This is a genomic window from Parapedobacter composti, from assembly GCF_900112315.1.
In the GTDB taxonomy this organism is placed as follows: domain Bacteria; phylum Bacteroidota; class Bacteroidia; order Sphingobacteriales; family Sphingobacteriaceae; genus Parapedobacter; species Parapedobacter composti.
Genome location: NZ_FOLL01000009.1, coordinates 1 through 26445, shown reverse-complemented (window position 1 = coordinate 26445; position 26445 = coordinate 1). Strand labels below are relative to the sequence as shown.

Here is a 26445-nt window from a genome sequence, read left to right as displayed (position 1 = left end):
ATGCTATGAAATCGCTACGATATATCTGCTACAGCCTGATGATGGGATTGGCCCTGTTGTTTGGTGCTTCATGCAGCCTTGAACAGCCGTTGGAAAACGAACAGATCGCGGAAGAAACCGACTATACGCAAACGGAAAATATGGTATTGATGCTGCACGGTGCCTATGCGGAGCTGTATGCTACGCAGTGGGAAACCTATCCAACCCTCGCCGTACGCGGCGATGACGTCAATGCCGCCGGTGATCAGGACCCACTGATTCAGACCGATGCCTTTCGGTATGACCGTAATTTTTGGATATATAACTCAGTATGGCTCAACCTTTACTCCGATATCCTGCATTGGCATGGTGCTATTGAGGAGATTCAAAAGTACCAGGAAGCCGGAGCTCCCGAAAATACCGCACAGCAGTACATCGCTGAAATTAAGGTGATGCAGGCGCTGCAGTTGCTACAATTGGCCCGCCTTTGGGGAGATATTCTCATTCCCAATAATTCGGCGCCTGCTGCACTGTTTGATGTAGAAGTGTCACGCTTTGAAGACGTGATGCAATACATTTCCGATCTAATGGATGAGGCGATTCCTCAGTTGCCTAATGTACGCCCCAACCAGCGCAGCGACGTGCGCGGAGGGGTGACCAGCTATACGGCGTTGGCAATAAAGGCTATGGCCAACCTAGAACTGAAAAATTACCAAGCTGTAGCCGACGCAACCGAGCAGATTATGGGCAGTGGCCTTTTCAGCCTCGAGGAAGATTACTATCAGCTGTTCAAAATCCCCGGTAAGCTCAACGACGAAAATCTGTTGGAGTTTCAGTATTCGGATTACGGCACAGGAACCGGGACATCCAACCGATTCAGCTTTGAGGTTTATGGGCCTTCAAGTTGGACGCCTGCCCGTGAGGGTATCGGTGGCGGGTGGGGATTTTTTGAGCCGACCGTTAAATACATCAAGTTTATGTTGGACCGCGGAGACTATACACGGTTGCGAACCTCGGTGCTGTTTACGCCAGACGGTATAGCGCGGATCCAGGACGACCCAAATTACGCTGAGTTGCCGGATTGGGTGGCTAACGAGACGCCAGAAGGGGATGTCTTTAATAACCATCCAAGATACTTATTTCTAAGTGGCAAGCACTACCTCCCTTCCACGCAAATAACGCCGGGCCGGACAACCTATGGAGAAAACAAAAATTTAATCATCATCCGCTATGCGGAGGTGTTACTGATGCATGCCGAGGCTTTGGTCAACGGCGCCGCTAGCTCAATCTCCGCTGATGCCGCTGTGAACGAGGTGAGAAACAGGGCTGGGTTGAACGATCTCAGCAATGTAACCCTTGATGATGTGCTGAATGAGAAGTACGCAGAATTTGCCATGGAATGGGGTATTCGGTTTTACGATCTGGCGCGGTACGAACGGGCGGATGAATTGACCCATGAGGGGAAGGTATACCAGCCCATTGAACATCGGTTTGTCCCTTATCCATTGCAGCAAATCGATATTTTGCCACAGCTAAGGGAATGGAATAGGTAATTGAGATTTATATATTGGGCTATAAAGTAAGTAAGAGAATCATAAAATAATCAAATGACGCCCAGAATATTGCTGTTAGGCTTATTCGGTATACTGATAAATGCATGTACTCCAAAAGCTGAAGAAGAGATCACTTTTGTGCTATTGCCGGACACGCAGACATATGCTGAAAAATATCCCGATATCCTCGATGCACAGATCAATTGGATTGAACAAGAAGCAGCGAACATCGCGATGGTGATTCAGCAAGGCGATCTGACGCAAAACAACAACGAAGAAGAGTGGCAATTGGTGCGCAACGCTTTTCGGCGCCTTGACGATAAGGTTCCCTACGTATTAGCCGTAGGGAACCATGATATGGGCAGTGAGCCGGGTAAGTTTGCCGATGTTCGTAATACAACGCTATTCAACACCTTCTTTCCTGTTGCGCACATGGCCAAGCTACCTGCTTTTGGCGGAATATTCGAAGAAGGGCGGCTTGACAATGCATACTATCTGTTGGAAACTGGTGATTATAAATGGTTGGTGCTTTCCCTGGAATTTGGCCCGCGCGAATCGGTGTTGGTTTGGGCCAACGATGTTGTGGCCGATCATCCCGACCGGCTGGTCATACTCAATACACATAGCTATATGTACTCCGACAGTACGAGGCAAGGTCACGGCGATTATTGGCGGCCACAGGGTTATGGTATAGGTAAGGATACGGCAACGCATGCGGTAAACGACGGCGAGCAGATCTGGCAGAAGTTAGTGAAGAAACATCCCAATATCCGATTCGTGTTTTCCGGCCACGTGCTGAATAGCGGGGTGGGGACATTGGTAAGTATCAACGAAGCCGGTTTTCCGGTATATCAGTTTCTTGCTAATTTTCAAGAAGGCGTAACAGGAACGGTCAACGGCGGCAACGGTTGGTTGAGGATACTTAAAGTCAATCCGAAGGAAAATAACTTATTTATTACGACGTATTCTCCGTATGTAAATGCTTACCGTGAAGAGGAAGCTCATCAGTTTCAAATCCGATATCCTTATCTGAAAACCGGATATTAAGTCATATAAAACCCTATTAAGCGTGTACAGTAAATCAATCAAAAGAACGAAAATTCCCATGTTTAAGGTCGGCATCGTGCTATTAACCTTTTCAGTCGTCGGCATTACTGGATGTCATCAAAACAAAACTTCGCAAAGCGGCTCGGTACCGACTGAGCGGACGCTTTCCGATGACTCCCTACTCACCCGCGTACAGCATCAAACCTTCCGGTATTTCTGGGATGGGGCTGAGCCCATGTCGGGCCTAGCCCGCGAACGGATACACATCGATGGAGAATACCCGCAGAACGACCGTGATGTGGTGACCATAGGCGGCAGTGGCTTTGGGCTAATGGCCATTATCGCTGGCATAGAACGCGGATTCATAACCCGAGAACAAGCACTTGAGCGATTTGACAAAGCTCTCAGCTTCCTCGAAAAGGTGGATCGTTTTCACGGGGCGTGGTCGCATTGGATACACGGCCCCACGGGCGAGGTGAAGCCTTTCAGCAAGAATGATAACGGTGGCGATCTCGTAGAAACGGCCTTTATGGCGCAGGCATTGATTTGTGTCAGGGAATATTTCCAGCAAGGTGGTGAACAGGAAAAGCAATTGGCTGCACGCGCCGATGCCCTCTGGAAGACTATTGAATGGGATTGGTACCGCCAAGGGGATCAGAACGTGCTGTATTGGCATTGGAGCCCGACGGCAGGGTGGGCTGCTAATCATCCTATCCGTGGTTATGACGAGTGCCTCATCACCTATGTGTTAGCTGCATCCTCGCCCACACATGGGGTACCAGCCGAAGTATACCATGAGGGGTGGGCCCGCGGAGGAGCCATCAAGTCTGATGCCGAGCGCTACGGACGTTCTATCGAGCTGAAACATAATGTGACTGAAGCAAATGGCGTAGGCCCGCTGTTTTGGTCGCATTATTCATACTTGGGTTTGAACCCAAAGGGATTAAAGGATAAGTATGCCGATTACTGGACACTCAACACCAGCCATGCCCTGATCCATTACGACTACTGTGTAGAAAATCCCAAAGGATATAAGGGGTACGGGCCCAGTGCATGGGGGCTTACTGCCAGCTATTCAGTCAACGGGTATTCTGCTCATTATCCCGGTAACGATCTGGGTGTAATTTCACCTACCGCTGCCTTATCTTCCATTCCATATACGCCTAAGCAGAGCTTGGATATGATGCGCTACCTGTATGAAGAGCTGGGCGATAAGGTGTGGGGTGAATACGGCTTCTACGATGCGTACAGCGAAACAGAAAATTGGTTTCCACAGCGTTACCTGGCTATTGATCAAGGACCTATTGTGGTCATGATTGAAAACCACCGCAGTGGGTTGTTCTGGAAACTGTTTATGGGGGCACCAGAAATTAAAGAAGGATTGAAAAAGCTGGGATTCGAAAGCCCGGAGATTTAATGGGTGGTTGGTGATCCGTGATCGGTGGTGAATGGTCGGTGAGCAGAATTGAATGGTGGGACCGCCGTAAGCTATAGGCATAATGCATACAGCATAAAAAGCATGAAACATCGTTGGAAATATGGTTGGTTGGTTATTGGAGCTTGGTTGCTATGCAGCGGAACCATCCGCGCCCAGGTACCGCGCACGTACTGCAATCCGATAAATATTGACTATGGTTATACACCGATTCCTAATTTTTCGGAATGGGGGCGGCATCGCGCCACGGCTGATCCCGTTATTGTGAACTACAAGGGCGACTACTATCTCTTTAGCACAAATCAGTGGGGCTATTGGTGGAGCAGCGACCTGTCAAAATGGAACTTTGTGTCCAAGAAATTTTTGCGTCCGTGGAACGGGGATGTGTATGATGAGCTCTGTGCACCGGCTGTGGGAATCGTGGGCGATACCATGCTTGTATTTGGCTCTACCTATACGGACAAGTTTACCATCTGGATGAGTACCAACCCCAAGGCCAACGAGTGGCAGCCGCTGGTCGACTCGTTCGCCATAGGCGGCTGGGACCCGGATTTTTTTACAGATGATGACGGCCGCTTCTACATGTATAATGGTAGCAGCAACCGTTATCCGCTTTACGGCATCGAATTGAACCGGCAGACCATGGAACCGATAGGCACCCGTAAGGAGCTATATCTGCTGGAAGACTGGCGCTACGGCTGGCAGCGTTTCGGCGAGTATATGGATAACACTTTTCTCGACCCGTTTATCGAGGGGGCGCACATGACCAAGCACAACGGTAAGTATTATCTGCAATATGCAGCCCCGGGCACTGAGTTCAGCGGGTATGCCGATGGGGTGGCTGTTGGTGACAGCCCCCTGGGTCCGTTTGCAACACAGTCTGACCCACTGAGCTATAAACCTGGTGGCTTTGCGCGGGGCGCGGGACATGGGGCGACATTCCAGGATAACGATGGCAACTATTGGCATGTGGCAACCGTTGTCTTAGGCGTAAAAAATAATTTCGAACGGAGGCTAGGCATGTGGCCCGCGGGGTTCGATGCTGACGGTGTGATGTATTGTAACACCGCTTTTGGCGATTATCCGCATTATCTGCCCGACGGACCTACTGATCATCTGCGGAGCAGGTTTACGGGCTGGATGCTGCTCAATTACAACAAGCCGGTGCAAGTGTCTTCCACCCTTGGCGCGGCGTATCCGGCAAACCATGCCGTGGATGAGAGCATGAAGACCTATTGGAGCGCCGCCAGCGGTGATAAGGGTGAATGGATACAAAGCGATCTTGGTGCTGTCAGCACCGTACACGCCGTGCAAGTCAACTACGCTGACCAGGATGCCGATAGCGCGTTTCTGGGCAAGATGCAGGGCATATATCACCAATACATCCTGTCTTACTCGGAGGACGGCAAACGCTGGAAGGTACTGGTAGATAAGAGCCAAAATGATACGGATGTCCCGCATGATTACGTGGAACTTGAGGCTCCGGTACAAGCGCGGTATATCCGGCTGGAAAACATACACATGCCTACCGGCAAATTTGCCATCAGCGGCCTTCGCGTGTTTGGGAGGGGGCAGGGCCGCAAGCCTGATTCGGTGGAGGATTTTATCGTCGTGCGCACGGAAAAAGATAAGCGTAGTGCGTGGATCAAGTGGAGCCCCGTAGACGACGCGTATGCGTACAACATCTATACCGGCCTGGCACCGGATAAGCTGTACAACTGCATCATGGTGCATGGTGCCAACGAGTATTATTACAAGGCGATGGACAGCCAAAAGTCTTACTACTTTGCCATCGAGGCGATCAATGAAAACGGGGTGTCCGCGAGGAGTGAAGTAAAACGTGTTGATTAGAATAAACGACTGATGAAAAGGATTTTTTTATTTTTAGGTGTTTGGGGAGCTGTGATTTTAGGATATGCCCAGCCCGGCAAACCATATAATGTAGTGTTCATCTTGAGCGATGACCACCGGTATGACTTCATGGGATTCATGGACAAGGTGCCCCATCTGGAAACACCCCATATGGACCGCATGGCACGGGAAGGGGCGCATCTGGAGAATGCTTTTGTTTCCACTTCCCTTTGTTCGCCAAGCCGGGCGTCTATTCTTACCGGTCAATATGCGCATACGCATACCATTGTAGATAACAATGCGCCCATGCCCGAAGGGCTCACCTTCTTTCCGCAGTATATGCAGCAAAAGGGGTATAAAACCGGGTTTTTCGGCAAGTGGCATATGGGTAATGAAGGTGCGGGTAAACAGCCCGGGTTCGACCAGTGGGTGAGCTTCAGGGGGCAGGGGGTATACTATTCGCCGACGTTCAATATCAACGGGGAGGAAGTGAAGCAGCCCGAAGGAAGCTACACGACCGATCTGCTGACCGAATATGCCATCGACTGGCTTAACAGCTTAGACAGCGAGCAGCCGTTTTTCCTGTACCTATCTCACAAGGGCGTGCATGCTGAGTTCGAGCCTGCTGAAAGGCACCGGGGGACTTATAAAGACATGCCGGTTGTGACCCCGCCTTCCATGTACCTGACCGCGACAGACAGTAGCATGCGGGTGGGTACCGAAACGCCTTACGATGGCCCGGTGAACCGGGAAGATATACCGGAATGGGTGCGCAAACAACGATACAGCTGGCATGGCGTGGATTATATGTACGATGGAGCGATCGTATTTGAGGATTTCTATCGCCAGTACTGCGAGACGCTCCGCAGCGTTGATGAGAGCATCGGCGCTGTTATCGCCTGGCTTGAGGAGCGGGGCCTCGCCGAAAATACACTGGTGGTTTACATGGGTGACAATGGGTTCCTTTTCGGTGAACATGGCCTGATAGACAAGCGGAACGCGTACGAGGCATCTATGCGGGTACCGCTGCTGGCCTGGTCGCCGAAATTGGTCAAGCCGCAAACGAAAATCAGCCAGATGGTGATGAATGTCGATATCGGTCCTACCGTCCTCGACTTGATCGGTATGGAAAAACCGGAGCAGATGCAGGGCTACTCTTTCCTGCCGTTACTGCAGGGTAAGTCTATCGAAGGGTGGCGCGATAAGGTGTATTACGAATATTATTGGGAATGGGCATTCCCGCAAACGCCCACTATCTTTGCCGTACGCACCGACCGATACAAATACATTTTTAACCACGGGCTATGGGATGCCAATGAGCTGTATGATCTGGAGAATGATCCGTATGAAATGAACAACCTGATCCGCGATCCCCAGTCGCAGGAGATTGCCGGTCAGTTGAAGAAAGAGCTTTGGGACTGGCTGGAATCAACCGGCGGGATGCAGATTCCGCTGAAAAAAATTTATCAGAAGCGCATCGATCACCTGTATAGGGGGACTTACTGATGAAGCGGACAATTCTCATAGTGGCTTGTGCCGGAGTCCTATCTGTCGCCTCTCACGGTGTGTCGGCGCAGGCGTTGCTGCAGCGGACGTACTGCAATCCGCTGAATCTGGACTATGCATACGCCACGCGGTTTGACAGTCTGTCATACCGCTCGGGCGCAGATCCCACCGTGGTGGAATTCCGTGGTGATTACTATATGTTTGTAACCCGCTCCATGGGCTACTGGTACTCGCCCGACCTGCACAACTGGACGTTTGTCCGCCCGGAGAAATGGTATTTTGAGGGGTCTAACGCCCCCACCGCGCATAATTATAAAGACTCGGTTTTGTACGTGACGGGTAACCCCGTCGGCGCGATGGCCATCTTGTATACCGATAACCCCAAGCGGGGCGACTGGAAGGCTGTACCTTCCGTATTGACGCAGTTGCAGGACCCTGACTTGTTTATAGATGATGACGGTCAGGCGTACATGTTCTGGGGTTCATCCAATAAGTTTCCGATCCGGGCTAAGAAGCTCGATCGAACCAACCGCTTCATTCCGATGTCAAAGGAGGTATATGAATTGTTCAACCTGGATGGAGAGCGGCATGGGTGGGAACGTTTCGGACACAATCACAGCGATACGGTGCTCCGGGGTTATATAGAAGGAGCGTCCATGTTGAAAAGGGGCGGTAAGTATTATTTGCAATACGCAGCGCCAGGCACCCAGTTTGACGTGTACGGCGATGGGGTATACATCGCCGACGCGCCGCTCGGCCCATATAGGTATGCGTCCAACAATCCTTTTTCGTATAAACCGGGCGGCTTTATCAACGGGGCCGGCCATGGAAGTACGGTGGAAGGTCCGGCTGGACATTACTGGCATTTCAGTACGATGGCTGTGGATGTCAATATCGGCTGGGAACGGCGTATCGGGATGTTTCCCACTTATTTCGACGCGGATGGGTTGATGCACGCCAACACCGCCTACGGAGACTATCCGCATTATGCGCCGCATATTCCGGGCAAGATGGGAACATTTACCGGCTGGATGCTGCTGTCGTACCAAAAGCCGGTAACGGCATCTTCCCAGCTGGGGAGCTATGGGCCGGAGCACGTCACCGACGAACAGGTGAAAACATTTTGGGTGGCCGAAGACAACGGCGATACGCAATGGCTCCAGATCGATCTCCAGCGCGTGGCGGAGGTGCATGCCATACAGGTCAACTTCAACGACTATCAATCGGACCTTTACGGGAAGCCCGAAGGGCTTTTTCACCGTTATGCGATTGAAGGATCGGAAAATGGGCAGGACTGGCGACTGCTGGTAGACCGGCAAAACAGCTTCCGCGATGTACCGAATGACTACGTAGAATTGGAGAACCCGGCGCACCTGCGGTATATCCGGTATCGCAACATCCATGTGCCTACGCCTTACCTTTCCATTTCCGGGCTGCGGATATTCGGCGTCGGTAGCGGCAAGAAGCCGGTCACCGTCAAAAACCTCGAGGTGGTGCGTGACACCGACCGGCGGGATGCACAGCTGACCTGGGATGCGCAGGAAAACGTGCAGGGCTACACGGTCAGATGGGGTATCGCGCCCGATAAGCTGTATAGTGCTTGGATGCTGTACGGGCAGCATGCCTTGGAGATCAAAGGGCTGACGGTGGATCAGTCGTATTATTTCACCGTGGAAGCATTTAATGAAAACGGAATTTCTGGACAAACAGCCGTAAAAGCGGTAGAGTAGCGAATAATATAAAATTTGTTAATACATGGCAACCATGAAAATATTATATAGTCAACAGTTTCGTTTTTGTATAGGCCTGATATACCTGTCGCTGGCTATGAAACCAGTGTGCGCCCAACAAGCTCATAACGATATGGACCGCTTTGTCAGCGAACTGATGAGCCGGATGACCATCGAAGAGAAAATCGGACAGCTCAATTTGGTCACTGCGGGAGAGGCGGTGACCGGATCAGTGGTCAGTACCGACGTGGAATCCAAAATCAAAGAAGGAAAGATCGGCGGGATCTTCAGCATGAGCACCCCGCAGCGTATCCGTGCTGCACAGGAACTGGCGGTCAATCACTCAAGACTGAAAATTCCCATCATTTTCGGAATGGATGTTATTCATGGTTATAAAACGATGTTTCCGATTCCGCTGGGCCTTGCGGCTTCCTGGGATATGGAACTTATCCAGGAGACTGCACGCATTGCTGCCATGGAGGCTTCAGCTGACGGGTTGAACTGGACATTCTCACCCATGGTAGATATCTCGCGTGACGCACGCTGGGGGCGGATATCCGAAGGTAGCGGCGAAGACACCTACCTTGGGTCGCGCATTGCTGAGGCGATGGTACGGGGCTATCAGGGTGACGACCTCGCCGCTCATAACACGTTGATGGCGTGTGTTAAGCATTTTGCGCTATATGGGGCTGCTGAGGCAGGGCGCGACTATAATACGACGGATATGAGCCTGCACCGTATGTATAACGAATACTTGCCTCCGTACAAAGCGGCTATCGATGCAGGGGCTGGTAGTGTGATGACCGCTTTCAATGACATCAACGGGGTGCCCGCTACAGCCAATAAATGGTTGATGACGGATGTGTTGCGCAATCAATGGGGGTTTACCGGGTTTGTCGTGACGGATTACACAGCAGTCAATGAACTCATCGACCATGGCCTTGGCGATCTACAGGAAGTATCGGCGCGGTCGCTCAAAGCAGGCGTGGAGATGGATATGGTGGGCGAAGGGTTTCTCACGACGTTAAAAAGGTCAGTGGAAGAAGGTAAAGTAAGCGTGGCCGATATTGATCGTGCCTGCCGGCTCGTATTAGAGGCAAAGTATAAACTCGGACTGTTTGAAGATCCGTTCCGTTATTGCGATGATAGCCGGGCGAGGGAAGTGATCCTCAATTCGGCGCACCTGGCCAAAGCGCGTGAGGCAGCAGGTAAGTCATTTGTGCTGTTGAAAAACGACAGACAGGTGCTGCCTCTTAAAAAGCAGGGAACGGTAGCACTGATCGGGCCACTGGCTAATACCGGCACTAACATGCCGGGCACGTGGAGTGTGAGCGCTGATCTGGAAAACACGCCTTCCCTGCTGGAGGGAATGCGTGATGCGTTGGGTAACCAGGTGAAGATTGTCCATCACCACGGGTCGAACCTGCTGGAGGATGCAGCGTATCAAGAGCGGGCCACGATGTTCGGGCGTACCATACCCCGCGATGAACGGCCGGAGCAGGAGGTGATCGCCGAGGCTTTGGCAGTCGCCGGACAGGCGGATGTGATCATTGCGGCCTTGGGAGAAAGTTCGGAGATGAGCGGCGAGAGCTCCAGCCGTACCGATATCGGCATTCCTACTGTACAGCAACGGTTATTGGCCAAGTTGCTGGAGACCGGCAAGCCGGTGGTGCTGGTGCTGTTCACAGGACGGCCACTTACGCTTACCTGGGAAAATGAGCATGTGCCCGCCATCCTGAATGTGTGGTTCGGGGGTACGGAAACCGGAAAGGCCGTGGCTGATGTGCTCTTTGGGGATGTAAACCCATCGGGAAAATTGCCGGCCACGTTTCCGCAGCACGTGGGACAAGTGCCTTTGTACTATAGTCATAAAAACACGGGACGGCCATTGGCAGATGGGCAGTGGTTTCAAAAATTTCGCTCTAATTACCTAGACGTGAGCAACGATCCGCTTTATCCTTTTGGCTATGGCCTAAGTTATACCACGTTTACATACGATCAGATGGAGCTCAGCGCTGAACAGCTCCACCAGGCGGGAAGCCTTCAGGTGCGCGTAACAGTGAAAAATACGGGTAAGTATGCCGGTGAAGAGGTTGTGCAGCTATATATTCGTGATTTAGTCGGTTCAGTAACACGGCCTGTTAAGGAACTGAAAGGATTCCGGAAGATCCGTTTGGAACCTGGTGAGTCACAGCAGGTTGTTTTTGATATCACAGCAGAAGACCTTAAATTTTATGATGCGGAGTTAAACTACGTGGCTGAGCCTGGGGAATTTTCGGTATTCGTAGGCCCTAATTCAAGAGATGTACAAGAGAAGAAATTCATATTGGTTGATTAAACATCAACCGAATATGAATTCATTCGCAAGTAGGGTTTCGTCCGCACTGATGCTGTGGGGCTTATCGGGATAAATCTCCACCTTCACGTCAGCACCCATTTCACGGAGGATGACTGCACTACCCTCTATCCGTTGCAGCGGAACGTGTGGATCATAGTCGCCTGCCGTAATCAAAATCCGAGTGCCGGCGAAATCGCCCTGATAATTTGCAGTATCGAGTTCCGCTCCGATTAGCCCGCCCGTGAAAGCAACCACCCCGCCATAGCGTTTCGCGTGGCGAGCGACGTATTCCAAGGTAAGGCAGGCACCCTGCGAAAAGCCAACAAAGTAAATTTGCGCTGCTGGTACCCCCTGTTTGATGGCTTCCGATACCGCTGCATCTACCAGTTCCAACGCGGAGTCTAATGCCGGTTGGTTATTGGGTACCGGAGCCAGGAAGGTATAGGGATACCACGAGTTGTTGTTGGCTTGGGGTGCCAGCAATAGCACATCCTCTAATTGCAGATGGCGCTGCAATGACAATATGCTTTGTGCTGTGCTGCCCCGTCCATGGAGCAAGATCACGGCTTTCTTGGCATGTGCAGCTAATTTGCCAGCCTGAATAAATTGTTTTTCGTGTGTGTACATGGCAAATGATTAATCTAATCGAGGTAAAACACTTTCTATGCGTTTCCTGTAGCCTTCGTATTGCGGCGGCAATTTCAGCGCATTGCCTAGTTCCGCTACGGTCTCGTCGGTCGCAAACCCGGGATTATCGGTTGCGATTTCGAACAGCACCCCGCCGGGTTCCCGGAAATACACGGAATAGAAGTAATTGCGGTCTATTTTCTCTGTAATATTGAGTCGGCGTGACATAATTTTTTCCCGGAACTTCATTAGGGAAGCTTCGTCTTTTACCCGGAAGGCCACGTGGTGGACAGAACCGCCGGCAACGAGTCCGATGGACTCTCCGGGCGCTTCTACCAAATCTACCAATGCCGCTTCACTCACCGCATCTGTAATAAACCGGAAGCGGTTCACTTCCTGCTGCAACAACCGATAGCCGAAAACATCCGTCAATATCTGCGCCGTTGCGTCCATTTTATTGGTGGTGATGGTGATGTGGTGAAATCCACGGGGAGCGAATTCGGCGCTTACTTCATCGGTTACCCAAGGCTTACGTGCATCCGGAACTTGAGGTACGGTAAGTTCCAGTTTTAATCCATCCGGGTCAAGCACTGTCAGGTACTGTTCGCCGAATTTTTCCGCAACATTATTATGAATGGCTCCTGCGTCTTCAAAGCGCTTTTTCCAGAAATCCAGGCTTCCTGCCGGTACGGCGTAACCGATTTCCGTCACTTGTTGTGTGCCCCGCCGCCCCTGCCTCACACGATCGCCCCAAGGAAAAAAGGTTAGGATAGTTCCCGGTGTACCCACCTCATCACCAAAATAGAAGTGATAGGTTTCCGGATCATCGAAATTGACTGTTTTTTTTACCAAACGCAGCCCCATCACACGGGTATAAAAATCATGGTTCCGTTTGGCATCTCCCGCAATGGCGGTAATGTGATGTATGCCCAAGATTTTGTTGTCCATAATCTGTTCCTTTCTTTTATCAACACAAAAGTATGGGCTATGGTTCCGCTGTACATTAATCTATGACAAGAAATGGTTCAGATCCTTTTTTAAAAAAATCGGTATGTTTGTTAATAAAAGTTGATATGATGTTTGCGCCCATTAATGAATACGCCAACCGTTACGGTAACTTTTCATCCGAAGATCTGGCATTCTTTGATAGCCTGTTGAAGCCCAGATCGGTAAAAAAAAGGCAGCTATTGCTCAGGGAAGGAGAAATATGCGATTTTGAAGCGTACATTATAAAAGGCTGCATACGCAATTATTATATCGATGAAAGCGGTAGCGAAGTAATTCTTCAGTTCGCTGTGGAAGATTGGTGGGTCAGTGACATCGGAAGCTTCCATGAACGTAAACCCAGCTTATTGTACATCGAGGCAATGGAAGACAGCGAATTGTTAACCCTCAATCCCGTCCGGAAGGAAGCACTGTTGGCCCGCGTCCCTCAATTTGAGCGCATGTTTCGTCTGATGGTGCAAAGGCACGTTTCGGCAATGCAGCAACGGCTTTTCCGTACCATGGCCAAAACAGCGGAGGAACGGTATATAGATTTCATGAAGCAATACCCTGGTATCGCCATGCGAGTGCCACAGCATTACATTGCAGCATATCTAGGTATGACGCCTGAATTTTTAAGTAAAGTGAGGCGGAGACTGGCCACTAAGAAAAATTAGAAACGGCGTAAAGTTTCCCACACTTTACGCCGCTTCTTGTCAAATAAAAATAAACAAATAGGTTTATAATTGGTTAGCAATTCGTTGTTTCCAGTTTTAAGACATGGAGGTCTATCATCATTTATGTTTACAATATCGAGTAATTTATGATTCACTCACCTTTAGACAGAGTGTGTTAAAAAGCAACTGAATCTCTACCATTTTCCCCTCTTATGGCTACAAACGTATGAATATAAATAATTACTACAAAAGGTTTTTTTAAAAATAAGTGAGTAAACACTCACGTTAATTTAGCTTTATCCTTTTAGCAATTAATTGGCCGGCATGATAAGCTAAAAATGTGGGGAATATAAAAGCGATTTGTATTTTTGGCGTTGAAATGAAGATTTGGCAGAAAAACACAGACGTAAACGCCTTTGTGGAAGCGTTTACGGTAGGCAACGATCGTATACTGGATCTGCAACTCGCCGTAGCGGATATCCTTGGATCGCTGGCACATACCCGGATGCTCAATAGCGTAGGCTTATTGAGCAACGACGATTTGGCTTCGGTCCAGCGGGGGCTTAAGGAGCTGTATACGGAAGCCGTACAGGGCCAGTTTCATATAGGCGAAGGTGTGGAAGATGTGCATTCTCAGGTTGAGTTATTGCTTACCGAGCGCATCGGTGAAGCTGGAAAGAAGATACATAGCGGTCGCTCACGGAATGACCAGGTACTGGTGGACCTGAAGCTCTTTTTCCGTATGGAGATAGCTGAACTGGTTAAGCGTACGACGGTATTGTTTAATCGGCTTATTCAGCTGAGTGACGCCCACCAGTCAGTGCTGATGCCGGGCTATACACATTTGCAAATCGCGATGCCTTCGTCTTTTGGCCTATGGTTTGGCGCTTACGCGGAAAGCTTGGTGGATGACTTGGAGTTGTTGAAGGCGGCATGGAAAGTGTGTAACAAAAACCCGCTGGGTTCTGCCGCCGGATACGGGTCTTCCTTTCCACTGAATCGGAGGATGACTACCGAGCTGTTGGGATTCGACGACCTGAACTATAATGTGGTGTACGCTCAAATGGGCAGGGGCAAAACAGAACGTATACTGGCGCAGGGAATGAGTGCCGTTGCGGCCACGCTTGCCAAGTTCGCAATGGATGTATGCCTGTACATGAACCAGAATTTCGGATTCATTTCGTTCCCTGATCATCTTACGACCGGTTCAAGCATCATGCCCCATAAGAAAAACCCAGATGTATTTGAGCTGGTGCGGGCGCGTTGCAATAAGATACAGGCGTTGCCAAACGAGATTGCCTTAATGACAGCAAATCTACCTTCGGGTTATCATCGTGATTTACAATTGCTTAAGGAGAACCTTTTCCCGGCATTTCAGTCACTGCATGAATGCTTGGAGATGACGGCGTTTATGTTGGAACACATCCGTATCAAGGAGAATATCCTGGACGATCCGAAATATGATTACCTTTTCAGCGTTGAGGTGGTAAATGATGAAGTGCTCAAAGGCGTGCCATTCAGGGAAGCTTATCGTAATATTGGATTAGCAATTGAGTCGGGAACCTTTAAACCGCAGAAGGACGTTCAGCATACCCATGAGGGCAGTATTGGCAATTTATGCAATGCAGACATCCGTCAGGCGTTTGACCGTTTGGTAGCCGCGTTTGATTTTGAGCGCGTAAATAAAGCCTTAAATAAGCTGCTGGAGTAAAAACATTAAGCTATTTTTCGCCATATTTTTTGCTTACTGATTTGCTTATACCGGTTATAGCATTGGGCAGCCCTCATGGACTCTTTGGAACCTAATGCCAAAAATCCGAACCGTTCAAGGCTCTGATCAAACAGATTGAATACCCGTTCCTGTAGTGCGCTATTGAAGTAAATGAGCACATTGCGGCAACAAATCAGCTGAAATTGATTGAATGATGTCTCGGATGCGAGGTTATGTGTCGAAAACACCATATGCTTCCGTAGCTCATCCCTGAATAATACTTGATTATTACTTGCCGTATAGTAAGCAGAGAAGTCATTGATACCTCCTGCCTCAATATAATTTCTGGCATATTGTTTCATATGCCTTATCGGAACCAAGCCACTCGCGGCCTGTTTTACTGCAGCAGGGCTGATATCCGTAGCGTATATGACGGCTCTATGTAATAAATTGGCCTCATGTAGCATAATAGCCATGGAATACACCTCTTCTCCTGTGGAACATCCGGCATGCCAGATACGTATGAACGGATAAGTCGAAAGAGCAGGGAAGATCTCTTGCTTCAAGGCACGGAAAAATGAAGGATCGCGGAACATTTCGGTTACATTCACCGTTATCTCTTCAATAAAACGGGGCAGGTATTCCCGGTCTGTACGGATACGGTGGCGGAGCTCCGCGAAGCTGGCAAAGCGGCCTATTGAAAATAGACGCGTCACCCGTCGTTTGAGCGATGCCCATGCATAAGCACTGAAATCATAGCCATACGCCTCAACGATGTCACCAAGCAGCAGCTCAAGATCTTCGTCTGTTATCGGCGGTATCGCTTCGTTAGTATCCATATTTTCTGAGTAACCCTAGTAACGCATCAACATCAATCGGCTTAGAGATATAGTCATTTGCGCCGGCGGCAAGGCATTTTTCACGGTCACCGGGCATGGCTTGGGCCGTTACGGCAATGATGGGCAATTGAGCGTTGCGGTCGTCCTTTTTAATAATAGCAATGGTATGGTACCCGTCCAAATCAGGCATCATCATGTCCAATAATACGAGGCCTATCTGTTCATCTTTTAGTAGTTTCAGACCGTCGGCTGCATTGGTAGCTGACAAGCAGCGGTAACCCTTCGTTTTCAGCGTAAGTGCCAGTGCAAAAATGTTTCTCGGATCGTCATCAATAATAAGAATGGGTTTCTTCATGGTATACACAAATCAACTGTTGCTGTCATATAACCACACGCGGAGCAAAGACACCAGTTGGTCCAGATCAACGGGCTTGGAAATATAGTCAGATGCCCCTGCCGTTATGCACTTCTCACGGTCGCCAAGCATAGCCTTTGCTGTAACGGCAATTATAGGCAGGTTCCGGAACTTAGGCTGTTGCCTTATTTTTGCGGTGCTTTCGTAACCGTCCATATGCGGCATCATCATGTCCATTAACACAATGTTTGTCTCTGGATGCTGTTCAAGCATCTGCAGGGCTTCCAATCCGTCGGTTGCTGATATGACGTTCATCCCTAACTTTTCCAAGGTTTTGGTCAGCGAAAAGATGTTGCGGACGTCGTCGTCAGTGATCAATACCGTCTTCCCTTTTAATACGTCACTAACCGTAAGCTGTAATTTCGACTCGGTCGGCACGCCCTCTTCCCGTTGCTTTTCAACCAGATGCAGAAAGATAGCAACCTCATCCATGAGCCGTTGGTACGAGTACGCTGTTTTGACAACGATCGAGTCGGCATATTGTTTGAGCCGGAATTCCTCTGCAGGAGACAGGTTTTTGCCGGTGAACACAATGATTGGTACGTCCTCAAGACCGGGGTGCTGTTTCACGGTGTCCAACAAGTCGTAGGCATTCTTATCCGGTACACCCATGTCCAGGATAACGCAATCGGCCTCGCCGTTCAGTAGACTGTCTACACTTTCATTAATGGAGTGCTTTACGCTCGAAGAAACCTCAAAAGATTCCAGAAAGTAGGATAATGCTTGCGCATGTTTCGTATTTTCTTCCACAATAAGGACCTTCTTAGGGCCTTTTGCCAACGCTGCTTCAATTTTCTGGAACATATCTTGCATATGCTCAATCGCCAGCGGTTTTCTGAAAAAGTCTGCCGCACCTTGTTTGCGGCTCTCTTTTTTGGCCTCTAACGATGAAATGATATGTACGGGAATATGCCGTGTTGCAGTGTTTGATTTTAATTCTTCCATAACCTGCCAGCCGTCTTTCACTGGCAGTTTGATATCCAGCAGTATAGCGAGCGGTTTGTACTGCAGCGCAAGGTTCATAACTTCATCGCCTCGCACGCCTACAATGCCTTTATACTTCTTTTTCCTGGCAAATTGAAGCAGTTCTCTGGCAAAAACAGTGTCGTCTTCCACGATAAGGAGCACGTTATCATCGGGGCTGATATCATCCCTGTCATCTGCGACAGGAGGGGGAATGACTGTTACCACATGCTCAGAAATAGGTGCCTGTTGGCTTTCTGCAGGCCCATAGGATGGGAGCTCAGATGAAGCAGCCTGCTGTGGCTGGGTCACTGGTATCGTTAAGGTGAATTCACTGCCTACATTGAGTTCGCTGGTTACTGTGATTTCTCCCCCCAGTAAACGGGCCAACTGCCTGCTTATCGAAAGGCCAAGTCCGGTTCCCCCATATTTCCGTTTGGTTGAACCGTCGGCCTGTGTGAATGCCTCAAATACCTGACCGAGCTTGTCGGCTGGTATGCCGATGCCGGTATCAGCGATCACGAATTCCAACCGGTCTTTCCCGCTTGATTTTGTTTTTACCGTTAATTTTACATGCCCTTCGGCTGTGAATTTTAAGGCGTTGGATATTAGGTTTTTCAGAATCTGTTCCAGTTTCATTTTATCCGTGCTTACCACCATATCACTGGGCACGGTGTTTTCGAAGATCAATGCCAATTTTTTATCTTGCGCAACGGGCATAAAGGTACTCTCGACGGAGCTTAGTATTTCAGCTATCGAAACTTCTGTATATTCTACATCCATTTTGCCGGCTTCAATTTTGGAAAGATCAAGCAATTCGTCGATTAGCTGCAATAGACCATTTCCCGAATTATAGATTACTGTTGCCGATTCTTTCTGATCTTCTGTGAGGTTTTGCTCGCTGTTCTCAGCCAAGTAGCGCGATAACAGTAGGATGGAATTGAGCGGCGTGCGCAGTTCATGTGACATATTAGCCATGAACTCTGATTTATACCGGGTGCTTTGCTCCAATTGCTTGGCTTTCTCCATGATTTCCGCATTGCGCTCACGGATCAGGCGGTTGCGTTCTTCTAATTCGACGTTGCTTTGCTGTAGTTCTTCCTGTTGTACACGTAGTTCTTCTTCAGATGCTTGGAGTTTCTGCGTATGTGCCTCCAGTTCAGCATTCAGGTTTTCCAGCTCGTTGTGCTGCGCTTGGAGTTCTTCGGCCTGCGTTTGTGTTTCTTCCAATAATTCTTGCAGCTTCCTGCGGCTTTGGGCTCCGTAAATGGCCGTGCCAATGTTTTGGGCTGCAACGCTGAGGAATTCCTGTTCGATATCCGTAAACGGATCTAACGCCGCTAATTCAATAACACCGATACAATTTCGTTCGTGGAATATCGGGAATACGATAATACCCTTCGGACGGATTGAACCGGTTGCATATGACACGATGATCGCGTCGCCACTGATGTCTTCCAGCAGGATTGCTTTGCCGTCGATGAAACACTGCCCTACAATTCCCTGTCCCGGCGCGATTTTCAGTGCTTTATCGGGTTGAAGCGCGTATCCGCTTTGCAACTCCAGCTCGTTCCCTTCAAGTAAGTATAGCGCGCCGGTTTTGCTGTCTGTGTATTCAGCAAGGAAGTTAATGATATCGTGGCAGATCGCGTCGACCTGCTTTTCACCCACCATTTTTTCGTTTAATGCGGCAACGCCACTCTGTAACCATTCGTTATTGGCCAGTCGCCCAAAGGATATCGCCAACGATTCGGCCATTTGGTTTAATGAGCCAGCTAAGCTGCCCAGTGTGTCTTTTTCGTCGTCTTTGACTCGGACGGTGTAGTTGCCTGATGAAATCTGGGACGCGATGCCTTGAATGACATCGATGCGCTGTTGCACCTCCTTATCTTTCCGTTCTAAGGCCTGGTGCAATGCCGTCCGTTCAGCCATATCTTTGACAATCCGTAAATAGAAAACCACGGAAATCAATATGGCAAGCAGTGTGGTCAATACAATAACGCCGGGGGTAAACTTGGCAAACCTATCCCGTATGGCTATCCGCGCTTCGAGCTGGGCATTGGCTTCGGCAATCATTTGGTTTGACAGTGTGCGGATGTTTTCCATGTAAATCCGGCCGGTTTCCATATCACCTTCATTGATGGAGCCTACCTCGCGTTTCCTGTCTATCATGGCGTTCATACGCTCCACTCGCATACTGAGTGCTTCCTTCAATTGCTGCCCGGTTTTCAGCTGTACCGGATTGTCCTTGGTTTTAAGTACCACCTGATCAAGCAATTGGTGGGCCCGGTCGCATGCTGCCGTAAATGGCTGGAGATACAGCACATTGCTGGTCAGTAAAAAACCTCTTTGCGATGTTTCTGCCTCCTGCACGCTGGATACGACTTGCTCCAGCGTACGTGTTATTTCGTTGGTCTCGCGAACTAACACTGAACTGCTGAGTAGCCGATCGATGCAGATATAAGCAATAACGGAGCTTAAGATTAGCAATAGAATCGAAAGCCCGAAACCTACCTTTAGATTCGTGTTCGTTTTAATATTCATCAGCATAAATCTTATCGTTCTTTGAGCAGCGGGTTATGCAGAGGGCATAACCGGTAGCGTAAAATAAAATGTTGAGCCCTTCTTTAATTCACTTGTTACACCATATTCACCACCATGGAATTTAATGATTTCAGCGCATAGGTATAACCCCATGCCTAATCCTCGGTATTTGGCGCTGGATTGCTTGGTCCGGTAAAACTTGTTGAAAAGTTTATCCTGTTCTTCTTTTTCAATACCGATACCGTTGTCTCTCACACAGATCTTGACCATATCACCTGCTGATTGCGCTACGTTTACATATATCTTTTCGGTTTCAGGAGAGTACTTAGCTGCGTTGGAGAGGTAGTTCAGTAACACCTGTTCCAGCCGTAATGCATCGCCTCGTATGGTAATATTCGTGTTTCCCGTGAGTACGACCGAGCGTTCAGGATGGCTTTGCTTAAAGATATCCAGCACGTCGTCCAGTAGCTGGGAGAAGTTGAACTCTGAGAGGTTATAGTCCAATACACCGGATTCCATTTTGGCAATGTCGAGCAACTCGGTCATCATTTGGTTGAGCTTATCCACTTGATTGTTGGCCTTCGTGACAAACTGCAATGCCCTGTTTATCTTGTTGTCTTGTATTGCGGCACCGGCCAACTGTATGTAAGCTTTAACCGATGTCAACGGAGTTTTCACTTCATGGCTTACCATGCCGATAAACTCATCTTTTTTTTCTTCCAAGCGTTTGCGTTGCTCGATTTCATTGCGCAGCTCTTCTTGGGTGCGGGCTAACTCCTTTGCCTGTTCCTGGAGCTTGATAAACATCTTAATCTTGAGCACCAAAATATCCGGGTCTACCGGCTTTACGAGATAATCATGCCCACCGGACGTGTACCCCTTCGTGATAAAAGCTTTGCTAACATTTACGGCAGATAGAAATATAATAGGCAGGTCACTCGTTTTACTGATTCCCGAGATTGCCTCGGCAACTTCAAACCCATCCATGCCCGGCATCTGCACGTCAAGCACTACCAGTTGATATTCACGTTTTAGCACTTTCTTAAGTGCTTCCTCGCCCGAAAGCGCCGTGTCCACAGGTAAACCTTGAGACGCTAAAATCTTTTTTAGCGCAGTAATGTTTTCAATTTTGTCGTCTACAATCAATATCATCGTTAAGCGGTTGCTAAAAATAGACCTTTTTAACGAAGAATCAAACTTTGCCGCCTGTTTACTTAACTACCGAAAAACGGTATACCGTTTCCGACTGAAAAACACCGCCCGGCATCAGTACGGTACTGGGAAAATCCATCCGGTTCGGTGAATTCGGAAAATGCTGTGTTTCTAGGCAGAAAGCATCGTGTTTTCCGTATGGAATCCCCCGTTTGCCCTTGTCCGTTCCGGTCAGGAAATTTCCCGTATAAAATTGAAGTCCGGGTTCGGTGGTCAAAACCTCCAACCGGATACCTGTTTGTGGCGAGTATGCCATGGCCACTGGCAATTTTTCTGACAAAGTTCGATGGTTAAGCACAAAATTGTGATCGTATCCCATATTGGCACCAATCAGTTGCTCATCCGGCATATTAATGTCTTGCCCGATCGGCTTAGCCACGCTGAAATCGAACGGTGTGCCCGCAACCGGCATAGGCGAACCGGTCGGTATCTGGTGCTTATCAACGGGTAGATAGTTGTCTGCGTGTACTTGTAATAGGTGGTTGAGCACGTTGCCGTTACCCTCGCCATTCAAATTGAAATAAGCGTGGTTGGTGAGGTTAACCACCGTTGGTTTGTCTGTTTCGGCGCGGTAGCTGATAACGAGCTCGTTATCGTCTGTAAGCCGGTATTTGACTGTTGTGGCAAGTTCCCCTGGAAACCCTTCTTCTCCATCAGCGGATACGTAATAAAAATCAACACTTTCGCGATACGCTACCCGTCTGTCCCAAAGTCGGCTATGAAAACCCTCTGCACCGCCGTGGAGAGCATTTGGTCCATTGTTAGGCTGGATATAATAGGTTTCCCCATCAATCGTAAATCGGCCGTTGGCAATGCGGTTGGCAAATCGTCCCACGGTAACACCATGATATTGTTCCTCAGCTTTCAAATACTCCTGTATGGTATTGAACCCCAGTACTACATCGGTCGGTGTGCCGTGCTTATCCGGCACGAATAAACTAACAATACGGGCGCCAAAGTCCGAAACGGCAACAGCCATCCCTCGGGCATTTTCCAAAACCAGTAGGTGTGTGTTTTTGCCGGAAATACGGTGCTCGAAGTTTTTCGGGTCTGGCAATCGATAACTGGTCATATGTTTGTTAATGGTTTATGATAGCGGTGCCTTCAGCAATGTTGGCCACATATGCTTGGGCATGTTTATCTGTTTTTTCGGCATACAGTCGGACAACGGTATCTATGACGCGCTGCGTTTGGTCGGCTTTTACCAAATTGATAGTGCATCCGCCGAAACCGCCGCCCATCATCCGAGCACCTAATACAGCATCGTCGTCCCGAACCAGGTCTACAAGCACATCTAATTCTGCACAGCTCACTTCATATTGATGTTGAAGACCGGCGTGTGTTTCGAACATACGTTTGCCGAACGCAACGAAATCATCGCGTCTGAGATCCTCGCAGGCATCTTGCAGCCGCTGGATTTCGGCAACAACGTAGTGGCAGCGGTTGTAGACCACTTCATTCTCTGGCTTAACGTAGCGCTCAACCTGTTCAAGCGTTGCATCACGTAAGCTTGTTACCTGCGGATGGTGCCGTTGAATAAGAGAAACCCCATATTCACATTGCTCACGGCGCTCATTATAAGCCGACGAAGCCAGTGAATGCTTTACCTGTGTGTCAAACAGAACAATTCGTAGGTCCGGGGTGTTGAAGGGGATGTATTCGTAGCTGAAGTCCCGGCAATCTAGTTTAATGAGCTGCTGCGCTTGTCCAAATACACTGGCAAACTGATCCATCAGTCCACATTTCACGCCGACAAACTCGTTTTCTGCCGCTTGGCCGATAAGTGCAAGATCGAGCCGCGCAATGCCGAACCCGAAAAGTTCATTGAGGGCAAACGCCGTGGCGCATTCCAGTGCAGCAGACGATGAAAGTCCTGCCCCTTGGGGAATATCCCCACCGAAAACGAGGTTGAACCCTTGGAGCGCAAATCCTCGTTTTTGAAGTTGCTGCACAACGCCCAGGATGTAATCCGGCCATAGCTGCGGAGCACGGTCTAGGGTATGAAGGGTGGCCTGATGCGTTTGTTGCTGATCCAACGAGTAAAGTTGTACCGAATCGTCATCCCGTTTCCCGATCGCCAACACGATGTTTTTGTCTATTGCGGCGGGAAGTACCAAGCCTCCATTATAGTCTGTATGTTCGCCGATGAGGTTCACACGTCCGGGCGAACGGATAAGCAAAGGGGTGTCATTGAAAAGTTCTTGAAATTTTGTCCGTACTGAGTCTTGCAGCACCACAGCCATTGTCGTTTCCATTCGCGGTATATAATTCGAGCGCCTAAAATACGATAAAAAACAGGATGCCACAAGCCTTGATAGTAAGTGGGGGTAAGAGACGCTACCAAATTATTATATAAGTAAGTTTATAACCCGTCGGTCTTTAATATGGATATCTTACCTTTGCACGACTATGGAAACAATGAGTTGGCAACAGCTGCTCGCAGCCAAAAGATGGGGGTATGAATCCCGTAGCATCGACGATCAGCATGACGCACGTTCGGAGTTTCAGCGCGACTATGATCGGCTGATTTTCTCGTCACCGTTCCGAAGGCTTCAGAATAAGACGCAAGTATTTCCGTTACCAGGGAGCGTGTTTGTGCATAATCGGCTTACACATAGTTTAGAGGTTGCCAGTGTTGGGCGTTCGTTGGGGCGTATTTTTTATAATGAGATGCGCAAAATGAATCCGGATATAGACAATGAGCTACCATATCTGCAAGAAGTAGGGAACATCGTATCAGCCGCATGCTTGTCTCATGATTTGGGGAATCCCGCTTTCGGCCATTCCGGCGAAGCCGCTATTTCCAATTATTTTACGGATGGCGCCGGAAGTGAGTACAGCAGGCAGGTGACACCAGCCGAGTGGGCCGACCTGATCCACTTTGAAGGGAACGCCAACGCTCTGCGTATACTTACCCATCCGTTTACAGGAAAGGATAAAAATGGATATGCCTTAACCTACAGCACATTAGCGGCCATCGTAAAGTATCCCTGCTCATCGCCGGATGGGCATATGCCACATCATCATCGGAAGAAATACGGCTTCTTCCAGTCCGAACGGCATGTCTTTGATAAGATTGCCCGAGAGTTGGGGCTGCTTCGGGATGCGGAGAACCCGGCTGTATATAAAAGGCATCCGTTGGTTTACTTGGTGGAAGCTGCGGATGATATCTGTTATAATATTATTGACCTGGAAGATGCGCACCGGCTGAATATTCTGTCATACGATGAGGTCGTTCAATTACTGCTGCCGCTTTGCCGGGATGAGAAGTTAGGTAGCAGGCTGGCACAACTGGAAGATCTGGACAGCCGGGTGAGTTTGTTGCGGGCCAAGGCGATCAACACCTTGATTGTTGCTTGTGCTGATGTTTTTGTGAAGGAGCAATGGCGTATTCTGCAAGGTCGTTTTGATCGGCCGCTGATCGATGCTATAGATGAACGGTTGCGTATAGCCATGCGGCGTATAGCTGAGGTTTCAGTCAGCAGAATATACAATGCACCTGCCGTAGTACAGATAGAGGTAGCGGGATATAAGGTGATGAATGGCCTGCTGGAGGAGTTTATTCCGGCATACCTTAAGTCGAAGAAAACGAAATATGACGCCAAGCTAGTAGCGCTGATGCCTAAACAGTTCCATACAGAACAGGAAAGCATTTACGCGAAAATCCGGTCGGTGCTTGATTTCGTCTCGGGGATGACCGATCTTTATGCCGTTGAATTGTACCGTAAAATTAAGGGAATTTCGTTCCCATCATTGGATTAAAAGACCCTATTATATCTTTTCTATGGCTCACACATTGTACGATCCTTTTAACGACTTCCGTTTTGATAATAATACGTGTTTTCTGAGCGGACAGCCCTTGAGTTCGGCAGACGATCGCGTATCGGTGTTTCCGCGTTGGTTAATGCATAAGTATGCCCTTGAAGATAAACCGTTCAAGTTGCTGGATGATAGTATCCGGACATATAAACAATTGCAATTGCCCTGTGCGGCCGCAGTGGCCGGAAAGATATACGAATTGGATGAACAGACTGAAAAAGCGTTTTCCGTGGGATACGCAGCCGTAAAGGAGCTCAGTCAGGTCACGTTATTCCAATGGGTTGGCCGTATGGTATATGGAGTTATTGTGAATGAAATACAAGCAGGGATACGGCAACAGGCCATCAGTGGTGAACCGATGAACTTCTCTCAAGTGTTGGCGCATAAGTTTAAAAACCTGCACTTGATGCTACAATCCTTGATAGTACCGATGGAGTTTGAGGGGGCACTTCCGTTTACGGTGGTGGTGGTTCCGGTAGAGAACCCGAAGGAGACGTTCAATTACCGTGATGAAATTAATACACTGGTGTACTCTCTCCAGATAAATGACATCGGACTGATCGTTTGCCTTCAAGATAACGGAACGAATAAGGTTTACCACAAGGAATATTTAGAAAAGCTTCATGGTCGGGTGCTGCACCCCGTTCAATTTGAGGAATTGTGTGCACGCTTTTTTTATTCGGCGTACTTGTTTAATCGGTTGCCCGAATATACGGTGATGTCCACAGACGACAGTATATACGTTGAGCCGATGCCGTTGGCCGATATGAGCATGAAGCCAATCTTTGACCATTGGCAGGTCAAGACGTTTGGGCAAGTGCTCGAAAACTTTTGGGCGCCATGGGGGCTCACGTTGTTTGAAATAATCAAGAATCCGGAACATCCGATATCATTTCTCTTGGACGCCGAAGGTCATCCGTTGCCGGCTGAAGCCATAAATTTATCCAAGGGTTAATAAAAAATAACATTTATTTGGAGCGTTGCTTCGATTCTGTGTATCTTTGTTGCCCTGCATTCTTGTAGGGATCGTTCATTAAGAAGATATTTGGTTAGTAAACGAACAATAGCACTGATAATCAGTGGTTAGTTGATTTTTTTCAATTTATTGTTTGAATTTTAAGATAACCTTTCTACCTTTGCGTCCCGTTTCGGAGGAGGCGGTTGTTCGTTGAGGTTTTTTTTCCGGTTGTTTGTTTGGGTTTTTGGGTCGGATTG

The 26445-nt window shown here is 48.9% G+C and carries 19 protein-coding genes; 11 read left to right on the top strand and 8 right to left on the bottom strand.

The genetic code is table 11. The annotated features are described in order from the left end of the window. The first annotated feature begins 5 nt into the window (after positions 1-5). The 7 genes from BM030_RS10715 (at position 6) to bglX (ending at position 11439) form a co-directional block, all read left to right on the top strand. A complete protein-coding gene (locus tag BM030_RS10715; RefSeq protein ID WP_090973599.1) occupies positions 6-1532 on the top strand; it encodes a RagB/SusD family nutrient uptake outer membrane protein in 1527 nt (508 codons plus the stop codon). A gap of 54 nt (positions 1533-1586) precedes the next feature. Continuing rightward, on the top strand, positions 1587-2579 hold the full coding sequence (locus BM030_RS10710) for a metallophosphoesterase (protein WP_090973598.1): 993 nt from the start codon (positions 1587-1589) through the stop codon (positions 2577-2579). 58 nt (positions 2580-2637) lie between these two features. Continuing rightward, positions 2638-3996, top strand: coding sequence for a glucoamylase family protein (locus BM030_RS10705; protein WP_090973597.1), 1359 nt, complete (start codon positions 2638-2640; stop codon positions 3994-3996). Positions 3997-4098: 102 nt separating this feature from the next. Beyond that, a complete protein-coding gene (locus BM030_RS10700; protein ID WP_090973596.1) occupies positions 4099-5865 on the top strand; it encodes a family 43 glycosylhydrolase in 1767 nt (588 codons plus the stop codon). A gap of 12 nt (positions 5866-5877) precedes the next feature. Further along, complete coding sequence (locus tag BM030_RS10695) at positions 5878-7371, top strand: sulfatase family protein (RefSeq protein WP_090973595.1); 1494 nt, start codon at positions 5878-5880, stop codon at positions 7369-7371. After that, positions 7371-9101, top strand: a complete 1731-nt coding sequence (locus BM030_RS10690; RefSeq protein WP_090973594.1) for a family 43 glycosylhydrolase — start codon at positions 7371-7373, stop codon at positions 9099-9101. Before BM030_RS10695 ends, BM030_RS10690 begins: the two co-directional genes overlap by 1 nt. Before the next feature lie 97 nt (positions 9102-9198). Beyond that, a complete protein-coding gene (gene bglX / locus BM030_RS10685) occupies positions 9199-11439 on the top strand; it encodes a beta-glucosidase BglX (RefSeq protein WP_211657583.1) in 2241 nt (746 codons plus the stop codon). A gap of 3 nt (positions 11440-11442) precedes the next feature. Here the strand turns inward: bglX and BM030_RS10680 are convergent, their stop codons facing one another. Beyond that, positions 11443-12066 carry an alpha/beta hydrolase gene (locus BM030_RS10680; protein WP_090973593.1) on the bottom strand — a complete coding sequence of 208 codons (624 nt, stop codon included), beginning with the start codon at positions 12064-12066 and terminating at the stop codon, positions 11443-11445. A gap of 9 nt (positions 12067-12075) precedes the next feature. Continuing rightward, positions 12076-13014, bottom strand: coding sequence for a ring-cleaving dioxygenase (locus tag BM030_RS10675; protein ID WP_090973592.1), 939 nt, complete (start codon positions 13012-13014; stop codon positions 12076-12078). Positions 13015-13139: 125 nt separating this feature from the next. Here BM030_RS10675 and BM030_RS10670 point away from each other — a divergent pair, with 125 nt between their 5' ends. Then, positions 13140-13727, top strand: a complete 588-nt coding sequence (locus BM030_RS10670; protein ID WP_244518858.1) for a Crp/Fnr family transcriptional regulator — start codon at positions 13140-13142, stop codon at positions 13725-13727. A gap of 379 nt (positions 13728-14106) precedes the next feature. Further along, on the top strand, positions 14107-15438 hold the full coding sequence (argH, locus tag BM030_RS10665; RefSeq protein ID WP_090973590.1) for an argininosuccinate lyase: 1332 nt from the start codon (positions 14107-14109) through the stop codon (positions 15436-15438). A 5-nt stretch (positions 15439-15443) separates the two neighbouring features. Here argH and BM030_RS10660 read toward each other — a convergent pair whose 3' ends face one another. Genes BM030_RS10660 through galK form a run of 6 tightly spaced genes read right to left on the bottom strand, consistent with a single transcriptional unit; the run spans position 15444 to position 23666 of the window. Continuing rightward, positions 15444-16277: a CheR family methyltransferase gene (locus BM030_RS10660; RefSeq protein ID WP_090973589.1), complete on the bottom strand. Its 834-nt coding sequence runs from the start codon at positions 16275-16277 to the stop codon at positions 15444-15446. Next, positions 16267-16632 carry a response regulator gene (locus BM030_RS10655; protein ID WP_090973588.1) on the bottom strand — a complete coding sequence of 122 codons (366 nt, stop codon included), beginning with the start codon at positions 16630-16632 and terminating at the stop codon, positions 16267-16269. Before BM030_RS10655 ends, BM030_RS10660 begins: the two co-directional genes overlap by 11 nt. Before the next feature lie 12 nt (positions 16633-16644). Continuing rightward, on the bottom strand, positions 16645-20199 hold the full coding sequence (locus tag BM030_RS10650) for a response regulator (RefSeq protein ID WP_090973587.1): 3555 nt from the start codon (positions 20197-20199) through the stop codon (positions 16645-16647). A 33-nt stretch (positions 20200-20232) separates the two neighbouring features. Next, entirely contained in the window at positions 20233-21351 is a 1119-nt protein-coding gene (locus BM030_RS10645) for an ATP-binding response regulator (protein ID WP_090973586.1), read from the bottom strand. 58 nt (positions 21352-21409) lie between these two features. Then, a complete protein-coding gene (locus BM030_RS10640) occupies positions 21410-22483 on the bottom strand; it encodes an aldose epimerase family protein (protein ID WP_090973585.1) in 1074 nt (357 codons plus the stop codon). 7 nt (positions 22484-22490) lie between these two features. Then, positions 22491-23666 carry a galactokinase gene (galK, locus tag BM030_RS10635; protein ID WP_090973584.1) on the bottom strand — a complete coding sequence of 392 codons (1176 nt, stop codon included), beginning with the start codon at positions 23664-23666 and terminating at the stop codon, positions 22491-22493. A gap of 163 nt (positions 23667-23829) precedes the next feature. Between galK and BM030_RS10630 the strand changes: the two genes are divergently transcribed. Together BM030_RS10630 and BM030_RS10625 are read left to right on the top strand one after the other, a co-directional pair. Continuing rightward, the gene (locus BM030_RS10630) at positions 23830-25173 is read left to right on the top strand and encodes a deoxyguanosinetriphosphate triphosphohydrolase (RefSeq protein ID WP_090973716.1); all 1344 of its coding nucleotides are present in this window, start codon (positions 23830-23832) and stop codon (positions 25171-25173) included. A 22-nt stretch (positions 25174-25195) separates the two neighbouring features. Beyond that, complete coding sequence (locus tag BM030_RS10625; RefSeq protein ID WP_090973583.1) at positions 25196-26185, top strand: hypothetical protein; 990 nt, start codon at positions 25196-25198, stop codon at positions 26183-26185. Positions 26186-26445: the final 260 nt, after the last annotated feature.

Bases quoted from the DNA above. Each gene is read 5' to 3' on its own strand.
- bglX (WP_211657583.1), top strand. From the start codon at position 9,199: ATGAAACCAGTGTGCGCCCAACAAGCTCATAACGATATGGACCGCTTT.
- BM030_RS10675 (WP_090973592.1), bottom strand. From the start codon at position 13,014: ATGGACAACAAAATCTTGGGCATACATCACATTACCGCCATTGCGGGA.
- BM030_RS10645 (WP_090973586.1), bottom strand. From the start codon at position 21,351: ATGATATTGATTGTAGACGACAAAATTGAAAACATTACTGCGCTAAAA.
- argH (WP_090973590.1), top strand. From the start codon at position 14,107: ATGAAGATTTGGCAGAAAAACACAGACGTAAACGCCTTTGTGGAAGCG.
- BM030_RS10700 (WP_090973596.1), top strand. From the start codon at position 4,099: ATGAAACATCGTTGGAAATATGGTTGGTTGGTTATTGGAGCTTGGTTG.
- BM030_RS10630 (WP_090973716.1), top strand. From the start codon at position 23,830: ATGAGTTGGCAACAGCTGCTCGCAGCCAAAAGATGGGGGTATGAATCC.
- BM030_RS10670 (WP_244518858.1), top strand. From the start codon at position 13,140: ATGATGTTTGCGCCCATTAATGAATACGCCAACCGTTACGGTAACTTT.
- BM030_RS10710 (WP_090973598.1), top strand. From the start codon at position 1,587: ATGACGCCCAGAATATTGCTGTTAGGCTTATTCGGTATACTGATAAAT.
- BM030_RS10625 (WP_090973583.1), top strand. From the start codon at position 25,196: ATGGCTCACACATTGTACGATCCTTTTAACGACTTCCGTTTTGATAAT.
- BM030_RS10640 (WP_090973585.1), bottom strand. From the start codon at position 22,483: ATGACCAGTTATCGATTGCCAGACCCGAAAAACTTCGAGCACCGTATT.
- BM030_RS10655 (WP_090973588.1), bottom strand. From the start codon at position 16,632: ATGAAGAAACCCATTCTTATTATTGATGACGATCCGAGAAACATTTTT.
- BM030_RS10705 (WP_090973597.1), top strand. From the start codon at position 2,638: ATGTTTAAGGTCGGCATCGTGCTATTAACCTTTTCAGTCGTCGGCATT.
- BM030_RS10715 (WP_090973599.1), top strand. From the start codon at position 6: ATGAAATCGCTACGATATATCTGCTACAGCCTGATGATGGGATTGGCC.
- BM030_RS10690 (WP_090973594.1), top strand. From the start codon at position 7,371: ATGAAGCGGACAATTCTCATAGTGGCTTGTGCCGGAGTCCTATCTGTC.
- BM030_RS10660 (WP_090973589.1), bottom strand. From the start codon at position 16,277: ATGGATACTAACGAAGCGATACCGCCGATAACAGACGAAGATCTTGAG.
- BM030_RS10680 (WP_090973593.1), bottom strand. From the start codon at position 12,066: ATGTACACACACGAAAAACAATTTATTCAGGCTGGCAAATTAGCTGCA.
- BM030_RS10695 (WP_090973595.1), top strand. From the start codon at position 5,878: ATGAAAAGGATTTTTTTATTTTTAGGTGTTTGGGGAGCTGTGATTTTA.
- galK (WP_090973584.1), bottom strand. From the start codon at position 23,666: ATGGAAACGACAATGGCTGTGGTGCTGCAAGACTCAGTACGGACAAAA.
- BM030_RS10650 (WP_090973587.1), bottom strand. From the start codon at position 20,199: ATGAATATTAAAACGAACACGAATCTAAAGGTAGGTTTCGGGCTTTCG.